The sequence below is a fragment of the Actinomadura madurae genome (assembly GCF_047130825.1).
Taxonomy (GTDB): domain Bacteria; phylum Actinomycetota; class Actinomycetes; order Streptosporangiales; family Streptosporangiaceae; genus Spirillospora; species Spirillospora madurae.
In genome coordinates, this window is sequence record NZ_CP083237.1 from 44,844 (window position 1) to 66,967 (window position 22,124).

At 72.7% G+C, this 22,124-nt stretch carries 21 protein-coding genes; 17 read left to right on the forward strand and 4 right to left on the reverse strand.

What is annotated here, in order from left to right:
- The first annotated feature begins 15 nt into the window (after positions 1-15).
- The 13 genes from K8Z49_RS00225 (at position 16) to K8Z49_RS00285 (ending at position 14,716) form a co-directional block, all read left to right on the forward strand.
- The gene (locus tag K8Z49_RS00225; protein ID WP_412517297.1) at positions 16-960 is read left to right on the forward strand and encodes an alpha/beta fold hydrolase; all 945 of its coding nucleotides are present in this window, start codon (positions 16-18) and stop codon (positions 958-960) included.
- Complete coding sequence (locus tag K8Z49_RS00230) at positions 948-1,076, forward strand: hypothetical protein (protein ID WP_256255552.1); 129 nt, start codon at positions 948-950, stop codon at positions 1,074-1,076. The genes K8Z49_RS00225 and K8Z49_RS00230 overlap by 13 nt, the downstream gene beginning before the upstream one ends.
- A complete protein-coding gene (locus K8Z49_RS00235) occupies positions 1,073-2,590 on the forward strand; it encodes a sugar ABC transporter ATP-binding protein (RefSeq protein WP_412517298.1) in 1,518 nt (505 codons plus the stop codon). The genes K8Z49_RS00230 and K8Z49_RS00235 overlap by 4 nt, the downstream gene beginning before the upstream one ends.
- Positions 2,587-3,597 carry an ABC transporter permease gene (locus tag K8Z49_RS00240; protein WP_021596040.1) on the forward strand — a complete coding sequence of 337 codons (1,011 nt, stop codon included), beginning with the start codon at positions 2,587-2,589 and terminating at the stop codon, positions 3,595-3,597. Before K8Z49_RS00235 ends, K8Z49_RS00240 begins: the two co-directional genes overlap by 4 nt.
- A 60-nt stretch (positions 3,598-3,657) precedes the next feature.
- Entirely contained in the window at positions 3,658-4,611 is a 954-nt protein-coding gene (locus K8Z49_RS00245; protein ID WP_161790942.1) for a substrate-binding domain-containing protein, read from the forward strand.
- A gap of 44 nt (positions 4,612-4,655) precedes the next feature.
- The gene (locus K8Z49_RS00250; RefSeq protein WP_021596038.1) at positions 4,656-5,123 is read left to right on the forward strand and encodes a (2Fe-2S)-binding protein; all 468 of its coding nucleotides are present in this window, start codon (positions 4,656-4,658) and stop codon (positions 5,121-5,123) included.
- Positions 5,120-8,509: a molybdopterin cofactor-binding domain-containing protein gene (locus K8Z49_RS00255; RefSeq protein ID WP_412517299.1), complete on the forward strand. Its 3,390-nt coding sequence runs from the start codon at positions 5,120-5,122 to the stop codon at positions 8,507-8,509. Before K8Z49_RS00250 ends, K8Z49_RS00255 begins: the two co-directional genes overlap by 4 nt.
- On the forward strand, positions 8,506-9,828 hold the full coding sequence (locus K8Z49_RS00260) for a M20 family metallopeptidase (protein ID WP_021591644.1): 1,323 nt from the start codon (positions 8,506-8,508) through the stop codon (positions 9,826-9,828). The genes K8Z49_RS00255 and K8Z49_RS00260 overlap by 4 nt, the downstream gene beginning before the upstream one ends.
- A gap of 57 nt (positions 9,829-9,885) precedes the next feature.
- A complete protein-coding gene (locus tag K8Z49_RS00265) occupies positions 9,886-10,569 on the forward strand; it encodes a TetR/AcrR family transcriptional regulator (protein ID WP_021591643.1) in 684 nt (227 codons plus the stop codon).
- A gap of 94 nt (positions 10,570-10,663) precedes the next feature.
- On the forward strand, positions 10,664-11,623 hold the full coding sequence (locus tag K8Z49_RS00270; RefSeq protein WP_075023283.1) for a catechol 1,2-dioxygenase: 960 nt from the start codon (positions 10,664-10,666) through the stop codon (positions 11,621-11,623).
- Positions 11,620-12,471, forward strand: coding sequence for an alpha/beta fold hydrolase (locus K8Z49_RS00275; RefSeq protein WP_021591641.1), 852 nt, complete (start codon positions 11,620-11,622; stop codon positions 12,469-12,471). The genes K8Z49_RS00270 and K8Z49_RS00275 overlap by 4 nt, the downstream gene beginning before the upstream one ends.
- Positions 12,468-13,484, forward strand: a complete 1,017-nt coding sequence (locus tag K8Z49_RS00280) for an LLM class flavin-dependent oxidoreductase (protein ID WP_021591640.1) — start codon at positions 12,468-12,470, stop codon at positions 13,482-13,484. The genes K8Z49_RS00275 and K8Z49_RS00280 overlap by 4 nt, the downstream gene beginning before the upstream one ends.
- Entirely contained in the window at positions 13,481-14,716 is a 1,236-nt protein-coding gene (locus tag K8Z49_RS00285; RefSeq protein WP_021591639.1) for an MmgE/PrpD family protein, read from the forward strand. The genes K8Z49_RS00280 and K8Z49_RS00285 overlap by 4 nt, the downstream gene beginning before the upstream one ends.
- 365 nt (positions 14,717-15,081) lie before the next feature.
- Here the strand turns inward: K8Z49_RS00285 and sigJ are convergent, their stop codons facing one another.
- The 3 genes from sigJ to K8Z49_RS00300 form a co-directional block, all read right to left on the reverse strand.
- Positions 15,082-15,948: an RNA polymerase sigma factor SigJ gene (gene sigJ, locus K8Z49_RS00290; RefSeq protein ID WP_412517300.1), complete on the reverse strand. Its 867-nt coding sequence runs from the start codon at positions 15,946-15,948 to the stop codon at positions 15,082-15,084.
- On the reverse strand, positions 15,945-16,523 hold the full coding sequence (locus K8Z49_RS00295; protein ID WP_021591636.1) for a carboxymuconolactone decarboxylase family protein: 579 nt from the start codon (positions 16,521-16,523) through the stop codon (positions 15,945-15,947). Before K8Z49_RS00295 ends, sigJ begins: the two co-directional genes overlap by 4 nt.
- 222 nt (positions 16,524-16,745) lie before the next feature.
- A complete protein-coding gene (locus K8Z49_RS00300) occupies positions 16,746-17,255 on the reverse strand; it encodes a MarR family winged helix-turn-helix transcriptional regulator (RefSeq protein WP_412517301.1) in 510 nt (169 codons plus the stop codon).
- A 65-nt stretch (positions 17,256-17,320) separates the two neighbouring features.
- Between K8Z49_RS00300 and K8Z49_RS00305 the strand changes: the two genes are divergently transcribed.
- From K8Z49_RS00305 to K8Z49_RS00320, 4 genes are all read left to right on the forward strand, one after another.
- Positions 17,321-18,199 (forward strand): haloalkane dehalogenase, encoded by an 879-nt coding sequence (locus K8Z49_RS00305; protein WP_075023285.1) that lies wholly within the window; start codon positions 17,321-17,323, stop codon positions 18,197-18,199.
- 5 nt (positions 18,200-18,204) lie between these two features.
- Positions 18,205-19,185, forward strand: a complete 981-nt coding sequence (locus K8Z49_RS00310; RefSeq protein WP_412517302.1) for a zinc-binding dehydrogenase — start codon at positions 18,205-18,207, stop codon at positions 19,183-19,185.
- Positions 19,186-19,221: 36 nt separating this feature from the next.
- On the forward strand, positions 19,222-19,692 hold the full coding sequence (locus K8Z49_RS00315; protein WP_021591632.1) for a hypothetical protein: 471 nt from the start codon (positions 19,222-19,224) through the stop codon (positions 19,690-19,692).
- 642 nt (positions 19,693-20,334) lie between these two features.
- Positions 20,335-20,823 (forward strand): pyridoxamine 5'-phosphate oxidase family protein, encoded by a 489-nt coding sequence (locus K8Z49_RS00320; RefSeq protein WP_021591631.1) that lies wholly within the window; start codon positions 20,335-20,337, stop codon positions 20,821-20,823.
- Between the two features lie 605 nt (positions 20,824-21,428).
- Here K8Z49_RS00320 and K8Z49_RS00325 read toward each other — a convergent pair.
- A complete protein-coding gene (locus K8Z49_RS00325; protein ID WP_021591630.1) occupies positions 21,429-21,884 on the reverse strand; it encodes a nuclear transport factor 2 family protein in 456 nt (151 codons plus the stop codon).
- Positions 21,885-22,124 lie beyond the last annotated feature (240 nt).

The following is a 22,124-nucleotide window of genomic DNA, read 5'->3' on the forward strand; positions in this document are numbered from 1 at the left end:
AGAACCGGAGAACCCATGACCGCACCGACCACCGGAACCCGGCACACCGTGCTGGGAGCCGCGCTGCGGGTCCGCACGATCGGCGAGGGAACGCCCACCGTCCTGCTGCACGGCGGCGGCCCGGGCTGCTCCGCCTGGACCGACTTCGCCGCGCTGGTGCCCGAGCTGCACGGCCGCCGGCTGATCCTGGTCGATCTCCCCCAGTACGGCGATTCGGACGCGCCGCAGGCCGACCGGCCGCTGTTCTCTTTCCACGCACGGTACGTCATGGCCTTGCTCGATGACCTGGGCGTTCGCCGCGCCGACTTCGTCTGCCAGTCGCTCGGCGGGTCGGTCGCCCTGCTGATCGCGGCGCGCGAGCCGCACCGCGCCGGCCGGATCGTCCTCACCGGCGGCCGCCCCGCCGACCTCGGCGGAACGCCCGGAGCGAGCGGCGCGGCGATCCGCGCCGCGTACTACGGCGGCGAGGGGCCCACCCCGGACAAGATGCGCGATCTCATCCGCGACCACGAGTGGAACGATCCCGCGATCGTTCCGGAGGCCACGGTCTTCGAGCGCTTCCGCAACAGCGTCACCGTCGACGCGCTGGCGCTCGGGACGGACACCGAGGCGCGCGGCCTGCCCGAGGACCTCGGCCCCCTCCTGCACACCGTCACCGCGCCCGTCCTGCTGCTGTGGGGCTCGGCCGACCCGTTCGCCGACGTCGGCTACGCGTCCCGCCTGGCGGCGGCGCTGCCCGCCGCCGTCCTGGAGGTGCTGCCCGGCACGGCGCACCACCCCCAGGAGGAGCGGCCCCGCGACTACGCCCGGCTCGCCGAGGCGTTCCTGAACGCGCCCCGTCCCCACGACCTCCCGCGTCCCCACGACCTCCCGCGTCCCCACGACCTCCCGCGTCCCCACGATCTCCCGCCCCTCGATTCCCGGCTCGCTCCTGTGGAGGCCACTCGATGCGAATCCTGATCACCCTCGCGCTGCTGCTCGCCGCCGTGTTCGGCATCCCGCCGGTGCGGCGCCGCGCCCTGGCCTCGTTCGTCCGCGCCACCGGGACGGCGGTGCGGACGGAGCCGGGCTCGTGACGGCGTCCCCGGCCGTGACCGCGCCGCCGGCGGTCGCCGCGCGCGGTGTCACCATGCGGTTCGGGACGTTCACCGCGCTGGACGGCGTCGACCTGGACCTCGCGGCGGGCGAGGTCCACGGCCTGATCGGCTCCAACGGCGCCGGCAAGTCGACCCTCATCAAGGTGCTGTGCGGCGCGTACGCGCCGGGCGCCGGGCACCTGGAGGTCGAGGGCCGCAGGGTCGGCAACGTGACGCCCGCCCAGGCCGAGCAGGCCGGGATCACCGTCGTGCACCAGGAGACGCAGCTGTTCCCGGAGCTGACGGTCGCCGACAACATCGTCGTCGCCGCCCCGCACCGGCGGGGCGGGCTGCTGCGGGACCGCCGCGCCGACCACGCCGAGACGGCCCAGCTGCTCGGCACCCTCGGCCTCGACCTCGACCCGGCGCGCCGCGTGGGCGCCCTCGACCTCGCCGAGAAGAAGCTGCTGCAGGTGGCGCGGGCGCTGCGGGCCCGCCCGAAGCTGCTGATCCTGGACGAGCCCACGGCGGCGCTGGAGCCGCGGCAGTGCCGGCGCATCACCGAGCTGGTGCGGCGCCTCGCCGCCGAGGGCCTCGCGGTCCTGTTCGTCAGCCACGACCTGGACGAGGTGCGGCTGCTCTGCGACCGGATCACCGCGCTGCGGGACGGCCGGGTCGTCGCCCGCCTGGAACGCGGCGAGGCGACCCCGCACGGGCTGGTGGAACTGGTCGCGGGCCGGACCCTCGCCAACGCCCCGGACCGGGAGCCGCACGAGGCGGGCGGCGTGCTCGTCCGCGCCGACCTGCCGGACGCCCCGGAGCTGGAGCTGCGGCACCGTGAGGTCGTCACGATGACCGGCATCCTCGGCTCGGGCGCGGGCCGCTTCGCGCGCACCCTCGCCGGGGCGCGCCGCCCGCCCCGGCACGTCCCCGCCGCCGTCGAGGTCGGCGGCCGGACGGTCAGGCCGCACAACCGGATCGCGGCGGCCGCCGCCGCGATCGGGTTCGTGCCGGAGGAGCGCAAGCGGGACGGGGTCCAGCCGCTGCTCAGCGTCGAGCGGAACATCGCGCTCGGCGACGTGAAGGCGTTCACCCGGTTCGGTGCGCTGGACCGGCGGAGGATGCGCGCCGAGGCGCTGCGGCTCATCGCCGAACTGGACGTCCGCCCCGCCGACCCGGCGTTCCCGGCCGGGCTGCTGTCCGGCGGGAACCAGCAGAAGGTCCTGATCGCGCGGTGGCTCGCCGCGGGCGCGCGCGTCCTCGTCGTGGAGGAGCCCACCCACGGCATCGACATCGGAGCGAAGGAGCACGTGCTGCGGCAGCTCCGCGCCTTCGCGGACGAGCGCGGCTGCGTCGTCATCGTGGCGCTGGAGAGCGAGGAGTTCCGCTCCATCACCGACCGCTACCTGGCGTTCCGGCGGGGACGCCTGGTCGCCGAGCTCGCGGCCGACGTCACGCACGCCGAACTGATGACGGCGTGCCTCGGCGAACACCCGGAAGGTCTTGCCCCATGAAGAGAACCGCCCCCGCGCTGGAGGACGCGTTCGTCCCGCTGCTGCTGGTCGTCCTCGCGCTCGTCCTGACGTTCTCGACGGACTCGTTCCTCAGCAGCGGCAACATCCTCAACGTGCTCAGCTCGATGGCGATCCTCGCGATCGTCGCGTTCGGGCAGACGTTCGTGATCGCCGGCGGCGGGTTCGACCTGTCGGTGGGCGCGCAGGTCGCGCTGCACGGCGCGGTCGGCGCGATCGTCATGCGCGACACCCAGAGCATCGCGCTCGGCCTCGCCGCCGCGGCGCTGTCCGGGATCGTGTTCGGGCTGCTCAACGGGATCCTCGTGATCGCGCTCAAGGTCCACCCGTTCATGATCACGCTGGGCACCTCGGTGATCGGGGTGGGCGTCACGCTCATCCTCACCCACGCCGAGTCGGTCGGCGGGCTGCCCGCGAGCATCGCCGGGTTCGGCGTCGGCCGCCCGCTCGGCGTCCCGTGGATCGTCTGGGTGATGATCGCCTGCTTCGCCGTCTCGGCGTTCCTGCTGAGCGTGAGCCCGTTCGGGTTGCGGGTGCTGTCCAGCGGCGGCAACCGGGAGGCGGCGCGCCTCGCGGGCCTGCGCGTCGAGCGGACGATCGTCGCCACGTTCGTGCTCGCCGGGACGTTCGCCGCCGTGGCGGGAATGGGGACGACCGCGCGGCTGCAGTCGGCGCAGCCGACCGTCGGCGAGGGCCTGGAGCTGTTCTCGGTCGCGGCGGTCGTGCTCGGCGGCAGCGCGCTGCACGGCGGGCGGGCCGCGATGTGGCGGACGCTGCTCGGCGTCCTCGTCATCTCCGTGATCCAGAACGGCCTCAACCTGAACGGCGTCGGCGACGCCTGGCAGGAGGTCGCGGTCGGGATCGTGTTCATCCTCGCCATGTCGGCCGAGCTGCTGCGCCGGTTCTCCCGCCTGCGCGCCGGGCGGCGGGGGGCGCCACCGGCGCGAACCGGCGTCGCGGACGTCCCGGCCGAGGCCACCGCCACCTGACCGTCCCCCGGCCCCCCGCCTTCACCACCATCCCCGCACCAGGAGATTCACACCATGCGCATGACCCGACTACGCGGCATCGCCGCGGCGGCGCTCTGCGTCGTCCTGGCCGCCACCGGCTGCAGCGGCTCGGACGCGTCCGAGAAGGGCAGGAAGACGATCGGCGTCAGCTTCGCGGCGCCCCGGATCGCCCTGTACTCCGGGATGCAGAAGGGCATCCAGGCCGAGGCGAAGAAGCTCGGCGTCGACGTCGTCTTCACCGACGCCGGCGGCGACCCGCTCAAGCAGGCCAACGACATCAACGACCTCATCGCGAAGAACGTGGACGGCATCCTCGTCTCCGCGATCGACTCCAAGGCGATCGTCGCCCCGCTGAACGCGGCGAAGGCGGCGAAGATCCCGGTGATGACGGTCGCCCGCGACGTGGAGGACAAGTCCAGCCGCGCGTCCTACATCGGCAACGACTGGGGCAAGTCCGGCCGGCAGATCGCCGAGTGGACGTGCGAGAACGTCGGCAAGGGCAAGATCATCATGATCAAGGGGCCGTCGGCGGCGCCCTACGTCCAGGAGATGACGAAGGCCTACAAGGCGGTCGTCGGCTCGGCCGACTGCCCGGGCATGACGGTCGCCCACGAGGTCAACGTCTCCGCCCTCACCTCCGAGGAGGGGCTGAAGGCCACGAAGGCGTCGCTGTCGGCGGTCCCGGACGCGAAGGTCGTCTACGCCAACCTCGACGACTTCCTCACCGGCGTGGTGCAGGCGATCAACGAGGCCGGCAGGGGCGGCCAGATCACCGTGACCGGCTTCGACGGCATCCCGTCCACGCTCGCGATGGTGCGGGACGGGCGGGTCGGCTTCGAGATCGCGCTCCAGCCGAAGAAGTGGGGCGCGACGGCGCTGCGGACGATGGCCGGCGAGCTCGACGGGAAGGAGACGCCGAGCGTGGTGAACATCGAGACCCGGCCGTTCGACAAGAAGACCTCCGACGATCTCACCGAGGCCGACCTGGAGTAGCCGCGGCGGGTCCCGTCCATCCGTCCCTTCCTGCGAGGTCCTTCATGAACATCACCGTCAACGGGGAGACCGGCGACGCCGCCGCGCCGCCCGGGACCGTCCTCGCCGCCGTCCTGCGGGAGCGGTTCGGGGCAACGTCGGTAAAGCTCGCGTGCGAGCGCGGCGAATGCGGCGCCTGCACCGTGCTCGTCGCCGGCCGGCCCCGGCTGTCCTGCGCCACTCCGGTCGAACTGGTGGACGGCGAGGTCACGACGGCGGAGGGCCTCGCGGAGGAGTCCGCGGACCTGCGCGCGGCGTTCGCCGACCTGGGCGCGTTCCAGTGCGGCTTCTGCACGCCGGGGCAGGTCGTCCACGCCAGCGCCCTGCTCCGCGCCGGCCTTCCCGCCGACGCGGAGCGGGCGCGGGCCCGGGTGCGGGCGGAGCTGTCCGGCAACATCTGCCGCTGCACCGGCTACGCGGCGATCGTCGAGGCCGTCTGCGCGACGGCCCGGGCACGGGGGGAGGCCGAGTGACCACCCGGATCGGGCGCGGTGTCCGGCCGCTGGACTGGCGGGACCGTTCGCTCGGACGCGTCGCCTACACGGGCGACCTCACCGATCCGCCGCACCTGCACGCCGCGGTGCTGCGCTCACCGGTTCCGCACGGGCGGATCAGGCGGCTGGACGTCGCCGGCGCCCTGCGCATGCCGGGCGTGCGCGGGATCATCACCGCGGACGACTTCCCGCCCGGCATCACCTACCTGCACCGCGGCGGGCACATGTCCGACCGGCCGCCGCTCGCCGCGGGCGTGGTGCGCTACATCGGGCAGGAGATCGCGGCCGTCGCCGCCGACACCGCCGAGCAGGCCCGCGCGGCGGTGTCGGCGATCCGGCTGCGGATCCGCCCGTTGCGGGCGCCGCTCACCATCGCCGAGGCTCTCGCGCCGCGGGCCCGCGCGCTCCACGAGCGGCCGGCGGAACGCAACGTCGCGATCCGGTGGAACGGCGTGTGGGGGGACCCGGACGCCGGGGTCGCGGCGTCGGACGTGATGGTCGAGGGCGACTTCGTCTACCCGAGCGTCGCCCACGCCTGCATGGAGCCCAACGTCACGCTCGCCCGCTGGGACCACGGCCGGGAGGTGATGGAGCTGTGGACCTCCACGCACGCGCCCTACTTCATCGCCAAGGAGGTCTCGCACCTGCTGGGGCTGGAGCACGACCAGGTCGTGTGCCGCGAGGTCGCCACCGGCGGGAGCTTCGGCTCCAAATCGAAGGCGTCCGAGCACGAGATCCTCGCGGCGGCGCTGGCGCGCAAGACCGGGATGCCGGTGCTCATCTCGCTGACGCGCGAGGAGGAGTTCGCGTCCAACAAGCCCCGGCACCGCTTCGAGACGCGGCTGCGAACCTACGCCGACGCGGACGGCAACCTGCGCGCGTTCGAGACCGAGGTGAACGTCGACAACGGCGCCTACTCGCACATGGGCTCGTCGGTGATGCGGGTCGGCGTCATCACGCTGGGGTCGGTGTACCGGGCGGACGGCGTCCGGTTCGACGCCCGGCTCGTCGACACCGCGACGCAGCCCGGCGGGCAGTACCGGGGGTACGGGACGCCGCAGGTCGCCCTCGCCATGGAGTCCCAGCTCGACGAGATCGCCGAGCGGCTCGGCATGGACCCGATCGACCTGCGGATCCGCAACGCCGTCGAGCCGCACACCGAGACGCTGTGCGGCTACCGCGTCACGACGGCGCGGCTCGCCGACTGCCTGGAGACCGTCCGGCGGGAGCTGGACTGGGACGCCAAGCGGGCCGCGCGGACCCCCGGCCGCGGCGTCGGCGTGTCCACCGCGGCGCACGGGTCGGGCGCCTACGCCTATCCGCTGTCGAACGTCAGCGAGGCGGGCGTGGACGTCGGCGGCGACGGCCGGGTGCGGGTCCGGTTCGGCGGATCCGACGCGGGCACCGGCCAGAAGACGATCCTCGCCCAGATGGCCGCGGAGGAACTCGGGGTCGAGCCCGAGGACGTCGACGTCCTGTCGATGGACGGCGAGCTGACGCCTCTGGACCTCGGCGCCTGGTCGTCCCGCGCGACGCACATGTCCGGCATGGCCACCGGGCGGGCGGCCCGCGAGATGGCCGCCAGGCTGCGGGAACTCGCCGCGGGCAAGCTCGGCTGCGCCGCGCGGGAGGTCGAACTGCGCGGCGGCGCGGCCCACCACGGCGACGGCTCGGTGGGCTTCGCCGACCTGGCCGGCGCGGAGGGCGGTCTCAGCCTGGAGGCCCGCTACGAGCTGGAGGGCACCGAGACGATCACGCCCGGCGAGGACAGGGCCAACCTGTCGCCCACCTACTCGTTCGCCGCGCACGGGGCGGAGGTGGAGGTCGACGTCCGGATCGGGAAGGTCACCGTCCTCGACTACGTCGCCGCGCACGACATCGGGCGGGCCGTCAACCCCGTGATGGCCGAGGGCCAGATCATCGGCGGCGCCGTCCACGGGCTCGGCGCCGCGCTCGGCGAGGAGCTGATCCGCACCGAGGGACGGGTCGTCAACCCCGCCTACATCGACTACGCCGTGCCGCGCGCCGCCGACGTGCCCGCCGTGCGGGCGTTCATCGTCGAGGGCCACGACGACGCCGGTCCGTACGGCGCGAAGAGCGTCGGCGAGATCCCGATCATCCCGCCGGGCGCGGCGATCGCGAACGCGGTGTACGACGCGGTCGGCGTCCGCGTCCGCGACCTGCCGATCACCCCGGACAAGGTGCTGCGGGCGCTCGCGGAGAAGGAGGGGCGGGTCCGCGACCACCGGCTGCGGCGGCGCCCGTCCCGCTGGTGGATCGCGCTGATGCGGGCCGCGTACCCGCGCGGCGTCCACGCGCTGCTGCACCGGTGGGGGACGCGGTTCGGCCGGCAGGGCCGGTACCCGGAGCTGCGGCCGCCCGCCCCCGACCTCGCCGAGGTCGCCCGGCCGGAGACCGTCGCGCAGGCGCGGGCCGCCCTGCGGGACGGGACGGCGATCGGCGGCGGCACCGACGTGCTGCTCCAGCGCCGGCAGCGGCTGATCGCGCCGAAGCGGCTCGTCTCCACGGCCCTGCTCCCCGGCCTGCGCGACATCGCCGAGGAACCGGACGGGACGGTCGTCATCGGCGCGGCCGTCACGCTGGCCGAGCTGTCCGCGCGGTTCGCCGAGTCCGTCCCGGCCCTGGCCGAGGCCGCCGAATCGATCGCCTCGCCGCAGGTCAGGAACGCGGCGACGGTCGCGGGGAACCTGCTCCAGGCGAAGCGCTGCCGGTTCTTCCGCAACGGCTTCCCCTGCTACAAGCGCAACGGCGCGTCCAGCCCGTGCTACGCGATCCTCGGCGACCACCGCTTCCACCACGCGGCCATCGACGGGCACCGCTGCCAGGCGGTCACGCCGTCCGACCTGGCCACGGTGCTCGTCGCACTGGACGCGTCCGCCGACCTGTCCGACGGGCGCCGGATCCCGATCGCGGACCTGTACACCGGGCCCGGGGAGACGGTGCTGGAGCCGGCCGACCTGGTCGTGTCCGTCCGGATCCCCGAACCGGGCCGGGCCTGCGTGTTCGAGAAGCTCGCGCTCTGGCAGGGCGACTTCGCGATGGTGTCGGTCGCCGCGTCGAGCCGGTCGCGCGAACGCTGGGAGGACACCCGGATCGTGTTCGGCGCGCTCGCCCCCACGCCGTGGCGCCCCGCGGACGCCGAGCGCGCGCTCGACGGGCGGCCGTTCGACCCCGCCGCGCTCCGCGACACCGTGGACGCCCAGCTCACCAGGTACGGGCACCCGCTGCCCGGCAACGCGTGGAAGCTCGACGCCGCCGCAGGACTGGCCGAACGCGCCGCCGAACGGCTCGCCCGGACCCGGCCCCGCGAGACCGAAACCCCCGAGAAGGAGGAATCCCCATGACGGCGCTGGACGAGGCGCGCCTCGGACTGCTGCGGGACGCCGAGAGGCTCATCGACCCCGAACGGCTCGCCGAGATCATCACCGGGATGACCGGCATCCCCAGCCCCACCGGCGAGGAGGGCGAGCTGGCCCGCTGGGTCGTGTCGACGCTCGCCGCGTCCGGCCTCGACGCCGCCTACCAGCCGATCGACGACGACCAGGGCAACGCCGTCGCCCGGCTGCGCGGCGACGGCACCGGCCCCGACCTGCTCCTCTACGCCCCGATCGACACGCTCACCACCGGGGACCCCGGCGAGGACCTGCCCCACGTGGGCACGGCGCTGCGCTACGACATGGAGCCGAACCCCGTCCGGGACGGCGACTACGTCATCGGCCTCGGCGCGAGCAACCCCAAGGGGCACGCGGCCTGCCTGGTCGCCGCGCTGGAGATCCTGCACCGGGCCGGCACGCCGCTGCGCGGCGACGTCGTCCTCGGGCTGGGCGCGGGCGGGATGCCGACGAACAAGCGCACCGCCCCGCACGTCCGCCGGTACAACGCCGGGCAGGGCAACGGCTGCTCGTTCATGCTGGAGCAGGGCGTCTGGGCCGACTACGCGCTGATCGCCAAGCCCGGCTGGGCCGTCTCCTGGGACGAGGTCGGCCTGTGCTGGTTCGAGGTCACCGTCGGCGGCACCTACTCCTACGCGGGCAGCCGGCACCGCATCGACTACCGCAACGCGATCCTCGGGGCGGGCACGGTCGCCGCGGCCCTGGAGGAGTGGTTCGCCGAGTACACCGCCCGCCACACGTCCGGGACGGTCGCGCCGCAGGGCAACATCGGCGCGATCGAGGGCGGCTTCATGCGGATGCCCGCCGTCTCGCCCGCGACGTGCCGGTTCGTCCTCGACCTGCGGACGTCGCCCGCGTCCACGCCGATGAGCGTCAAGCGGGAGTTCGGCGACGCGATCGCCCGCATCGCCGCCGCGCACCGGCGGCTGGAGATCGGCTGGGACATGGTCCTCGCGATCCCCGGCACCGCCACCGACCCGGGCTCGTGGATCGTCCGCGCGGCGATCGAGGCGTGGGAGGCCGAGGAGGGCCGGGCGCACGAGCCGATCCTCGGCAACAGCGGCGCGACCGACGCCAACATCCTGCGCAGCCGCGGCCTGCCCACGGCCCGGATCGGGATGACCAGGGCGGGCGCGCAGGCGCCGCTGCCCGTCGACTTCCCCATGGGGATGAACGTCGTCGACGTCCGGGAGATGTGCCGGCTCACCCGGCACGTGCTGCGCACGACGATCAACACCTGTACCCGGGCAAGAGCGGACGCGGGCCTGTGATCCCGGGCAAGATTGAGCGGAGAAGAGTTCACGATCTTGGGCGAGACGGAGCGAAGAGTGGCGACACGGCGACCCCCCTCCCGAGGACGCCGTCCGGACAAGGCGCTCACGGCACAGGACATCCTGGACGCCGCCATCGGGATCGGCGACCGGGAGAGCCTCGACGGGCTGACCATGCGGCGCCTCGCGAGCGAGCTCGGCTTCAGCACGATGGCGCTGTACCGCCACTTCAAGAACAAGGACGACATCCTCGACGGGATGGCCGACCAGGTGCTCGGCAACCTGCGGCTCCCCGACGAGATCGGGCCCGACCCCATCACCGAGGCGCGCCGCATCGCCGAGGCGTTCCTCGCCATGATGCGGGAGCACCCGAGCGTCGTCCGGCTGCTGTCCACCCGGACCACGGCGAGCCGCGAGTCGCTGAGCGGCGCGTTCGAGCGCGTGCTGGCGCGGCTCCGGCAGGCCGGGCTGCCGCCCGCCGAGGCCGTCCGCGTCTACGGGCTGCTGCTGACGTACGCGCTGGGCTTCGCCGCCTACCAGATGCCGCGCCCGTGGGGCGGGGACGGCCCGGACGCCGCCGAGCTGCGCCGGCAGCGCGCCCACTTCTACTCGGCCCTCCCGGCCGGCGAGTTCCCCAACATGGTGGAGCTGTCGCCCGAGCTGGCCTGGCTGCCCACGGACCGGCAGTTCCACGCGGGGCTCGACGTCCTGCTGAAGGGGCTCGCGGCCGAGCGGCCCTGACCCGCGTGCCGGCCGCCCCGCGCGGGCGGACGGCGACGGCCACCCCGACGACGGGGCGGGCCGCCGCCCCGTCCGTCCTGCGCTGGAGGAACGGATGAGCGAGATCGTGCTCGGCGTGGGTGCCTCGCACAGCACCCTGATGAACACCGACTGGGACAAGGTCGACCACCTGGACGGGGCGCACCGCTTCCGCGCCGGGCTGGAACGTGCCAGGGACCGGCTCCGGGCCGCCGCCCCCGACACCGTCGTGGTCATCGGGTCGAACCACTTCCGCGGGTTCTTCCTCGACCTGATGCCCGCGTTCACCGTCGGCGTCGGGGAGGTGCTCGGCGCCGGGGAGGCCGGGACGCCCGGCGGGCCGCTGCCCGCCGACACCGGCCTGGCCCGGCACCTCGTCACGTCCCTGGTGGACGACGGGTTCGACCCGGCGTTCTCGCTGCGGCTCACCGTCGACCACGGCATCACGCACGGGCTGCAGCACCTGGTGCCGGACCTCGACGTCCCGGTCGTGCCCATCGTGATCAACATGTTCGCGCCGCCGCTGCCGTCGCCGCGGCGCTGCCACGGCCTCGGCGCGGCGATCGGCCGCGCCGTCGCCGCGGACGGCGCCGGCAAGCGCGTCGCGGTCATAGCGTCCGGCGGCCTGTCGCACCGGCTGCCGTGGCCGAAGTGGTTCGAGACGCTGTCGGACGACGACCGCTTCCTCGTCGAGGCGTGGCTGAACGGGCGCGGCTCCTGGGGCGACTACGAGGTCCGGCGACGGCAGATCATCCGCGCCGCCGAGGCCGACATCAACCCCTCGTTCGACGAGGCGTTCCTCAAGCTCGTCGAGGAGGGCGACCTCGGGCCCGTCCTCGACCGCACCGCCGCCGGCATCGAGGCGGAGGCCGGCAACGGCGCGCAGGAGATCCGCTCCTGGATCGCGATGCTCGCCGCCCTCGGACCCGGCGCGCGCGGCGAGGCCCTCGCCTACGCCGCCATCCCCGAATGGCTCACCGGAATGGGCGTCGCCGTCGTCGAGCCCGCTTCCGACCCCGAGAAGGAGAACGCATGAGCATCTGGACCGACCTCGCCGGCGTGGACCACGCCGTCCGCTTCGTGAACGCGGGAGGCCTCCGCACGCGGGCGCTCCAAGCCGGGACGGGTGAGGCAGTCGTGTTCCTGCACGGCACCAGCGGCCACCTGGAGGCGTTCGTCCGCAACATCCCCGCGCACGCCGAACGGTACGCCTGCCACGCCATCGACATGCTCGGCCACGGCTACACCGACGGCGTCGACGAGCCGTACCGCATCCCCCGCTACGTCGACCACGTCCTCGCCTACCTGGACGCCGCCGGCATCGACCGCGCCCACTTCGTCGGCGAGTCGCTCGGCGGCTGGGTCGCGGGCCGGCTCGCCGCCGACCATCCGGGCCGCGTCGGGCGGCTCACGCTCGTCGCGCCCGGCGGGACCGTCGCCAACCCCGAGGTCATGCAGCGGATCAAGACCAGCACGCGCAAGGCCGTCGCCGAGGACGACATCGACCTCACCCGCAAGCGCCTCCACCTCCTCATGCACGACCCGGCGAAGGACGTCTCCGAAGAGCTGGTCGAGGTCCGGCACGCGATCTACCACCGGCCCGAGTTCGTCAAGCGCGTCGACAACCTGCTGTGCCTCCAGGAAATGGAGAACCGCCGGCCCGACCTGCTCACCGCCGAGCAGATGGGACGGATCGCCGCGCCCACGCTGATCGTGTGGGGCGCGCAGAACCCGTTCGGGGAGGTCCCCGAGGCGCACCGGATGAACGCCGGCATTCCCGGCTCGCGGCTGGAGATCTTCGGAGAGTGCGGCCACTGGCCCCAGCACGAGCACGCCGCCCGCTTCAACCGCCTCAACCTGGAGTTCCTCGGGGAGGCGCGGTGACGGCCGCCGGCCGCGTCGGCGTCCGGATCCCGGCCTGCGACCGCCCGGACCGGCTCGCGTCCGTCGCGGCGCGGGCCGAGGAGCTGGGATTCGACGAGGTCTGGGTCCCCGACTCGCAGCTGCTGTGGCGGGACGTCTTCTCCGTCCTGGCGGTGACCGCCCTGCGCACCGAGCGGATCGGGCTCGGCACGGCCGTCACCAACGTCGCCACCCGGCACCCGTCGGTGGTGGCGTCGGCCGCGCGGACCGTCGCGGAGCTGGCGCCCGGACGCTTCACCCTCGGTCTCGGCGTCGGGAACAGCTCGGTCCTGCCGATCGGGCTGCGGGCCAGCACCCGCGCGGAGCTGAAGGAGGGGCTGGCCCAGCTGAGGGCCCTGCTCGGCGGGGACGCATGGGACTACGGCCCGGTGCGGTCGCGGCTGCGGGACCCGGCGCCGTCCGTGCCCGTGCACCTGGCCGCGAGCGGGCCGCGCAACCTCCGGCTCGCGGGGGGCCTCGCGGACGGTGTCGTCCTGCTCAGCGGCGTCTCCCCGGAGACCCTCGCCGCCGCGGCGGAGCAGGTCCGGGCGGGCGCCCGGGAGGCGGGTCGGTCCGGCGGGGTGCCGCTGACGGTCTCGGCGTTCTGCGAGGTCACCGACGACGTCCTCGCCTCCGCGCGCAGGCTGAAGCCCATCTGCGCGTCGATCGCGCAGAACGGCGGCGCCCCCTTCCTCGCCCTCGCGGGAATCCGCCCGTCCGTGCCGGACCGGGTCGACGAGGTCTACCCCGACCTCGTGCACGCCGAGGACTGGGACCACGCCGTCAAGGTCGCGGGCCGCTGGGTGTCGGACGCGGACGCGCTCGCCTTCGCCCGCGCGTTCTGCCTGGTCGGCACCGCCGAGGAGGTCGCGACGCGGCTCCGGGAGACGTTCGCCGCGGGCGCGTCCGGCGTGTTCCTGCAGCATGTCGGCTCCTACGACCCGCCGCACGACCTCATCGAGGCCGTCGGCGGCGACGTCCTCCCGCGCCTGTGAGCACCCTGCACGCCCTCGCCGCCCGGGCCGCGCGCGCTCCCCGGGCGGCGTCCGGGGACGCCCGCCGGCTCGCGGCCCTGCACGTCCTGGACACGATGGGCTGCGCGGTCTCCGGCGCCACCCACCCGATCGCCGCGGCGGCGGCCCGGCACTTCGGCGACTCCCTGCGGTCCCGCGTCCTGCGCTGGTCCGCGCAGGCGCACCTGGACGAGTTCGACGCGCTGCACGCCGAGGCGGCCGTCGTCCCCGCGGCGGTGGTCGTCCCCGCGGCGCTCCTCGTCGCCGAGCACGAGGGACGCCCGGGCGCGGCGGTCGTCGACGCGGTGCTCGCCGGCTACGAGGCGGTGGTGGAGGCGGGCCTGCGGTTCGGCGGCGCGTCGCTGTACGGCTCCGGCTGGTGGCCGACGGCCCTGTTCGGCCCGCTCGGCGCCGCCGCCGCGACGTCCGTCCTGCTCGACCTGGACGAGGAGCGGGCGGTCGCCGCCCTCGCGATCGCGGCGGCCGGCCTCGGCGGGCTGCTCTCGACCGGCTCCTTCGGGGAGGCGCACTACCTCCTCCCGGGCCGGGCCGCCGCGGACGGCGTCGAGGCGGCCTACCTCGCCCGCGCCGGAGCCACGGGAAGCCTCGCCCTCCTGGACGGCCCCGCGACACTGGCGCTCGGCCGCCCTCCCTCGCCCGCGTCTCCCCTCGAAGGCGTCCACCTGGAGCGCTGCGGCTTCAAGCCGTACCCCTGCGCGCGCCCGCTGCACGCCGTGATCGACGCGCTGCTCGCCCTCGACGTCCGGGACGCCGCCCACGTCGAGGTGGCGCTTCCGTCCGGGCTGATGTCGTTCGTCAACGCCGACCGGGAGGTGCCGGGCCCGGCCGAGGCGTCCGCCGGAGCGGCCTTCGCGGTGGCCGCCGTCCTGTCCGGCGCCCCCGAGGACGTGTCGACGTTCCGCCGCGCCCGGCTGCCCGCCGGCGTCCCGCCCACGACCCTCGTCCCGGATCCGGAGCTGGACGCCCTGCTCCCCGGCCACTGGGCCGCCCGCGTGACGATCGAGACACCGTCGGGCCGCTCGTCCCACCGCGTGGTGGACGCCCTGGGCTCCCCGGCACGCCCCCTCCCGCCGGACGCGGTGCTCAAGAAATTCGACACCCTGACCGCCGGCCGCCTCACCGCGTGGCGCGCCCGCTGCCTTACCCTCGACGACCTGGACGGCGCTACAGAACTGACCCGCCCCATCACCTGAGAAACGGCCTCGGCGCTACCGTCAGATCCCGCTCATGACGGCCGAGGGTTCCCAATCGAACCTGGGCACCAGGGCCAGAGTCAAGGCAACGAGCTCGGACGTACGGGGAGGGCTTGGACTGGACGAGCATCGACGCACTTGGCGCTTCCTCGGCCAGCTGGCCACCTGATCCGGCCGGACCGTTCGCGAACGCTCGCGGGCACTGCCCGATCAGCCGCCGTGGCGCGAGAATGGCCCGTCGTCGACGGGTGCTGCGTGTTGGCGCCACGTCCCGGACCGCGGACGCCTGCTGCTGCGCTCGGCCCCGACGCTGATTCTGGGACCGACTGGTAGGCGACAAGCCTGCGTTGGCGCGGTCGCCGGGCCTATCTGGCGAGTTCGGCCGGCACCTCCAAACGCGTCAGCTTCTGCGGGTTGGCCACCGCGTGGATCCGGGTCACGCGTCCGTCCTCGACCACCAGGCTTACCGCGGCCACCTGGCCATCGGTCTCGACCCGCCCGGCCGGTGCGCCGTTGAGCCAAATGGTCGACACCGTCCGGTTCGAGCGTGCGAGCGCCTCCGCGACGAGCTCGGCCCCGTGGATCGGAGCCCGGGCGGCCGGCGCGAGCCCGCCGCCGTCGGCGATCAGGACCACGTCCGGCGCCATGACGTCCATCAACGCCGCTACCTGTCCGGTGCGCACCGCGGCCAGGAATCGTTCCACCACGGCCTTTTGCTCCGACCGGCTCACCCGCACCCGGGGCCGCCGAGCCGCCACGCGTTCGCGCGCCCGCCGTGCGATCTGCCGCACCGTGGCCGTGGGCTTGTCGACGGCCCCGGCGATCTCGCCGTAAGGCATCTCGAAGACCTCGCGGAGGACGAACACCGCACGCTCCACCGGAGCGAGGGTTTCCAGCACGGTCAGCATCGCGATCGAGACACTCTCCGCAAGGGCGATGTCCTCGGCGACGTCGGGGCTGGTCAGCAGCGGTTCCGGCAGCCATTCACCGACGTAGTCCTCGCGGCGGCGTGACAGCGTGCGCAGGCGGTTGAGCGCCTGCCGGGTGACGAGCCGGACGAGATAGGCCCGCGGGTCGCTCACCTTCGCGCGGTCGATGCCGGCCCACCGCAGCCAGGAGTCCTGCAGCACGTCCTCCGCGTCGACCGCCGACCCGAGCATCTCGTAGGCGACGGTGAACAGCAGGCTGCGGTGGGTGAGGAAGGGGTCCTCGGCCGTCGCGTCCCCGCTCATGCCGTCGACGCCGCACCGGGCTTCTCCGGGACCTCGGCCAGCGGGATCTCGCAGGCGTCGGAGAAGCCCTGCGAGGTGACCCCGTTCGCCACGTTGGCCCTGGTCGCCATGTTGACAGAGGCGATGAACACGGTGAGCTCGACCATCGCCGCCGGGCCGAGCCTCTCCAGCAGACTCGCGTACTGCTCGTCGGTGACGGTCGGCGGCGTGTCCGACATCGCCTCGGCGTAGTCCATCACGTCCCGCTCGAGCGGGGTGAACACGTCCGATGTCCGCCAGCGCGGCACCTGGCTCGCCTTGACCAGATCCAGATCGTCGTTCTGGGCCTGGAAGTAGCCGACGTCGAGGCACCAGCTGCAGCCGATCTGCGCCGCGACGGCCATGTGCGCGAACGACTTGAGGGTCTTGTCGGCCGCGCTCCAGGCGCCCGCCTTGGCACCGAACTCCAGGCTGTCCTGGGCGAGCACGGGGCTGTGCCACAACACTTCGACGTTCTCGGGGACGCCACCGAGTTGCTTGATCATGTTCTCCTTGAGCTCATCGGGAAGCTCGGCCTTCGGTACGCGCAGCGCCATGACGTTCTCCCTGTGGGTGTGCGTTCGAGCTGGTCGGCATGAAGACACCGCCGCCCCCTCCGAACGTGACAGCAGGCCGGAAGTCCTCCGCCAGGAATTCGTGGGACCCGCCGAAAGCTGCCGGGTGTGCGCTGGGTGATTGCCCGGTTCCCACCGGCAAGCGCCGGCGATCTCCAGCGGCGTCGGCAACGGAGGCGATCGCGCACCACTGGAGCGTGAACCTCAGTCGAAGCGGTCGTCGCTGACGGACGTCAATCGCTCTGCCGCATCGGGATCCGCTTCGGCGATGCGGTCCAGCAATCGATGGAGGAGGGCGCGGAGGGTCTCGAACTCCTCGGGACTGGTCAGTTCCGCCCACCGCTCTTCGATCCGGTCCCCGGCGCCGGCCGTCAGCGGCCGCACCGCTCTCCCTCGCTCGGTGAGCACGATCAGCCGGGACCTGCCGTCGCGCGGATTGGGACGGCGTTCCAGGTAGCCGCCCCGCTCCAGCTGGTCGACCGACTGCGCCATGGTCTGCTTGCGAACTCCCGCGCGAGCCGCCAGGTCGCGGATCTGGATGCCCTCTGGCGGGACGAAGGGGAACACCTTCGCGTCCCCAGGCCGGATATCGCCGAAGCCCGCTTCGCCAAGGGCCGCCTCGATGCCGGCGGTGTACTCGCGGTGGAGCAGCCGCAGAAGCAGCGCCAGCCGCGGTCGCCGGGAAGACGAGTTTCCGTTCATGTTGACAGGCACCTGTCTACTTTCCTAGATTGGTCAGGTACCTGTCTAGTATGTCAGTTTCCAGCAGGGAGCCCGTCATGCCCACCGCGCACGTCATCGACTCGACGATCTTCTATCGGGAGGCCGGCACGGGACCGACCCCGATCGTCTTCCTGCACGGCAACCCCACCTCGTCCCATCTGTGGCGGCACATCCTTCCCGTCGTCGCGGAGTCCGGACGCTGCCTGGCGCCCGACCTGATCGGCATGGGCGAGTCTGGCAAGCCCGGTATCGACTACACCTTCGACGACCACGCGCGGTACCTCGACGCCTGGTTCGACGTCCTCGAACTCGACCAGGTCGTGCTGGTCGGCCATGACTGGGGCGGCGCCCTCGCCTTCGACTGGGCCGCTCGCCACCCCGGACGGGCGCGCGGCATCGCCTTCACCGAGACGATCGTGAAACCGATGTCCTGGGACGAGTTCCCCGCCGAAGCCCGCCCTCTGTTCGAGACCATGCGGACGCCCGAAGCGGGCGAGGCGATGGTCCTGGACCGGAACGCGTTCATCGAGCAGGCGCTGCCGCGCACCGTCGCCGGCGGGCTGAGCGATGAGGACCTCGCGGTCTACGGCCGCCCGTACCCGACCAGGCGGAGCCGCGTCCCGCTGCTGCAGTGGCCGCGGTCGATGCCGCTGGACGGGGAACCCGCCGAGGTCGTCGCCAGAGTCGACGCCTATGGCGAATGGCTGGCGGCCAGCCCGGACGTGCCCAAGCTGCTGCTCGCCTTCGAACCCGGTCAGGGCGCGATGATGGGCGCGGAACTCGTCGGCTGGTGCGCCGCCCACATGTCCGCTCTCGAGGTCGAGACGCACGGGCCCGCCGGCCATCACACTCCCGAGGACCAGCCCGAGGCCATCGCCGCATCGCTGGTCGCGTGGCTCGACAAGCACGGCCTCGTTTCCGGGACGGAGGGCTGACCGCGATGCTGGCGATCAGGCAGGCCGCCTTCGGCGGTCCGGAACAGCTCCGGCTCGACGAGGTGCCCGACCCGCACCCCGCCGACGGTGAGGTGCGGATCCGGGTCGAGTCGGCCGGCGTCCACCTGCTGGACACGGTGATCCGCCGGGGCGGGGGAGGGCCGCGGGTCGCCACCTCCCTGCCCATGACACCGGGCAGGGAGGTCGCCGGGATCGTCGACGAGGTCGGCGCCGGCGTCGACACGGGGCTCATCGGCCGGCGCACCGTGGCCGATCTCGGCCTGGCCAGTGGCGGGTACGCCGAACTCGCCGCGGCGCCGTCGACGGCCGTTCACCTCCTACCGGACGACGTCGACGCGGACTCGGCCGTAGCCATGGTCGGCACCGGCCGCACCACCATGGCGATCCTCGAACTCGCCGCGCCGGACGCCGGCGACGTCGTGCTGGTCACCGCGGCCGCGGGCGGGGTCGGAACCCTGCTGGTCCAGGCGTGCCGCGCCGCCGGCGCCAAGGTGGTCGGCGCCGCGGGCGGCCCCGGCAAGGTCGCGCTGGTCCGCCGGCTCGGGGCCGATCACGCCGTCGACTACAGCGTGCCGGATTGGCCTGACGCGATCCGCGAAGCGCTGGACGGCGGCAGGCTCACGCTTGCGCTCGACGGCGTCGGCGGCCCGGTGGGCCGGAGCGCGCTTGAACTGCTCGGTCCGGCGGGACGGCTGGTGATGTTCGGCTCGTCGTCCGGCTCCCTGACCGAACTCTCGGCCGCCGACCTGTTCAGCCGCGGCATCAGCGCCGCTTCAGCCGTCGGCGCCCGCATCCTCGAACGACCGGGCGGCATCCGGACGCTGGAACGCGCCGCTCTGCGGGCGCTCAACGACAAGCGGCTCCAACCGGTGATAGGCCAGCGGTTCGCCTTGGCGGACGCGCCCGCGGCCCACGCCGCCCTAGAGTCCCGCGCGACCACTGGAAAGACCGTCCTGAGGCCGTAACTCGGCCGTCCTTTGATGCCCGCGGAAAGGGACAGCATGGAACGCCGCCGCCCCCTGGGCTATTGGCTCAAGCTTCTCGACCAGCTCATCGAGGAGAACCTCAACCGGATGCTGGCGGCGGAGGGCCTTCACCGTCGCCACTGGCAAACGATGAACCTCCTCGCGCCAGGGCCCGAACTCGACCGCACCGGCGGTCGCGGACCGGCCACAAAGCAAGCGATCGCTGAAAGGCTGGGCCCTTTCTGGCTCGGGAGCCCGGTCACCGTGGACGAGGCGATCGAGGAACTGACCCGGCGCGGCTGGCTCACCGCACAGGAGCCTCACGCCCTCACCCCAGCAGGCAAGGCCGCCCACGCCGCCCTGGCGCAGAGCGTCGAGCGGACAGCGCGCCGGATCAGTGCCGGAGTGACCCCGGACCGTTATGCCGACACCGTCGAGGTGCTCCGCCACATGGTGGAGAACGCGGAAGACCTGCGGAACTTTGTCCATACTCGAGGCGCCGGGTGAGCCGCACCACGTGTCTAGCGGGTCGCGGGCTGCGGCCCGGTGTTCGGGCACTGACCCCCAGACCGGTCGACGAGCCACCAGAGCCACCACGGCCCGTCCCGCGGCCCGGCTGGTGTGCTTGCGTGAATCCCGAGCGGGACGTTGTGCCGTGGAAGGTTTCGCTAACCTGGGTTGCTTTTCGGGTAGAGCGGCACCTTCTGCCGGAGCCTCCACGCCTGTTTCAGTCGAAACTTACTTCCTCCCCGCATGCCGTTCACGACAGCCGACGGCTTCTTCGTCCGTCCAAGTAACTGAGAACAGCTCAGGCGGCCTAGCAAATCCTGTAGCGCCTCTGACGCGGCAGGATGCGAACATCGGCTCGACCGCTGCGACGACGTCCGCTTGACTAAAGGACCAGGTCCGAGTTCTGAAACGGGTGCCCACGGCGGCACCGGCCGAAATGCCGGAGGAGGGCGGCGGGCACGCCGTTCCTGCCGCTCAGGAGCTGGACGTGCATGGTTTGACGTCGGGTAGACGAGCCGTCCGCAGCGCTTGCTGACGGATGGTCCGGCGATGTGTCGAAGCGCGTGCAGCGCCGTTCGTCTAGAAGGTACAGCCCCAAGCAGAGGGCAGAGCCTTACGCCCACATGAAGGAGAATCGTCATGCACGCCGACGAAGAGCTCGCCTCAATCCCGGTCCCGCGCAGCCTGGTCGGGCGGCGGGCCTATGCCCGAGACCGGCTCGAAAGCGGCTTCCAGATGTGGCTGGCCACCGGCAGTGACGGTCACGGTGCGCATCTGATCCCCGTGGCCTATGTCTGGGACGGCTCGGCCCTGTATACCGCGACCTTTGCCAAGAGTCGCACTGTAGCCAATATCAATGCCCACCCACAGGCTAGGGTCGCTCTCGGCACCACCGCCGACGTCGTCATGATCGACACAGGCGCATCGCTTATGGACGTCCCCGACATCGAGCCTGACATCGCCGAGCGCTACGCCAGAGTCTCCACAGACCCCCGCACTCACCCAGAGGGCACGTTCATCTACCTACGCCTGCAACCTAGGCGCATCCTGGTCTGGAACGGCTTTCACGAATTCGTTGGGCGCACGGTTATGCGGGACGGCCGATGGCTTGATAATCCGGTCGACTGAGGCGACCTCTGACTGCCCGGGTTCCATGGCTCCTCGGCGGGGCAACGCCGAAGCCGACCGCCACAGGGTGAGTGCATGCTCTGGTAGCGCGTTGTGCGAGGGGATGCACGGTGCGTGCGCGCAATGAACTCGGTCACTTCCTCGCCCGAGCGACCGCCTGGACTGATAGACAGCGCGCTCGATCGATGTCACGCACACCTTCACGCACCGCGAGCGGAGCATCGCCTTCGTCGGGCTGTCTCAGCTGCCCCTACGTCTCCTGAGCCGGGGTCGTGCACCGGCGTCGAGTTCGGCACGGTGAAGGCGTGCCACTGGCTGGCGTGACGCAGCCAGAGCGGTGGGAGTTGCTCAGCACAAGGACGTTGGGCAGGCGCATGCGGTCGAGGAACTCCATCATCAGCGGCGGCTCGCAACCGGCCCGGGCTTCTCGATCTGCAGGCGCCGGCCAACGAACGGCCAGAGCCCGTCGAGCACCCGAATATGCGCCCGCCGCACCGGTCGGTGCTGGCGGCGGAATTCCCGGCGGCGCGGCGCCTGGTGCACCACCGCCCACGGCACGAAGGCGCCGGTTGGGTCGCTTCGCGAGCCAACTGCCCCCTGAGACGTTAGTGGGCGTCCCAAGATCCCTGGGGTGGTCCGCCCGTCAGCGGAGTGGTGTCGAGGTATCTGGGCTCGAGGATGCGCTCGGTGAACTTCCAGCCATCCGGGGTGCGCTGGTAGCGGTCGTGGAACAGGCCGTACATGACGACCGCCCTGCCGTCGTGCTGCCGACCGATCTCGAAGACGTATTCCCGGCCGGACGCGGTGTCGCCATCGAGCTGGATCGTGCCCGAGTGCGAGTTCTGCACCCAGAAATCCCACGCGCTCTGCAGCCGCTCGATCCCGACGCGGATCTCCTTCCGCCCGGCGAGTTCGATGTTGGCGAAGGGGATCCGCCACACCGCGCCCTCAGTGAACAGCGATGCGAAACGGTCGTAGTCGCCGAGCATGGGCGCGTCGACGTGCTCGCCGCGCAGCGCCTCGATCTCGACGCGGTCAGCGATGGCCGCAAAGTCACGCATCCGGGTCCTCCATGATGTCGCTGAGTGTTCTTCTCAGTCGTACGACCACGGAGACTCCCGAATTGTGACGTCGTCGTCTGCGCTTTGGTCCGCGACCATCACCCGGCCGGTGCAAGCAGGCCGTCGAGTTCTGGGCTGTGCGGTCGTCGACATTTCCCTGTGTCAGGCGGCGGTGACCAGAAAGGTATCCGTGTCTTCGAGCATGGTCCGGTAGACACCGTCGCCGCCCTGCTCCTGGAG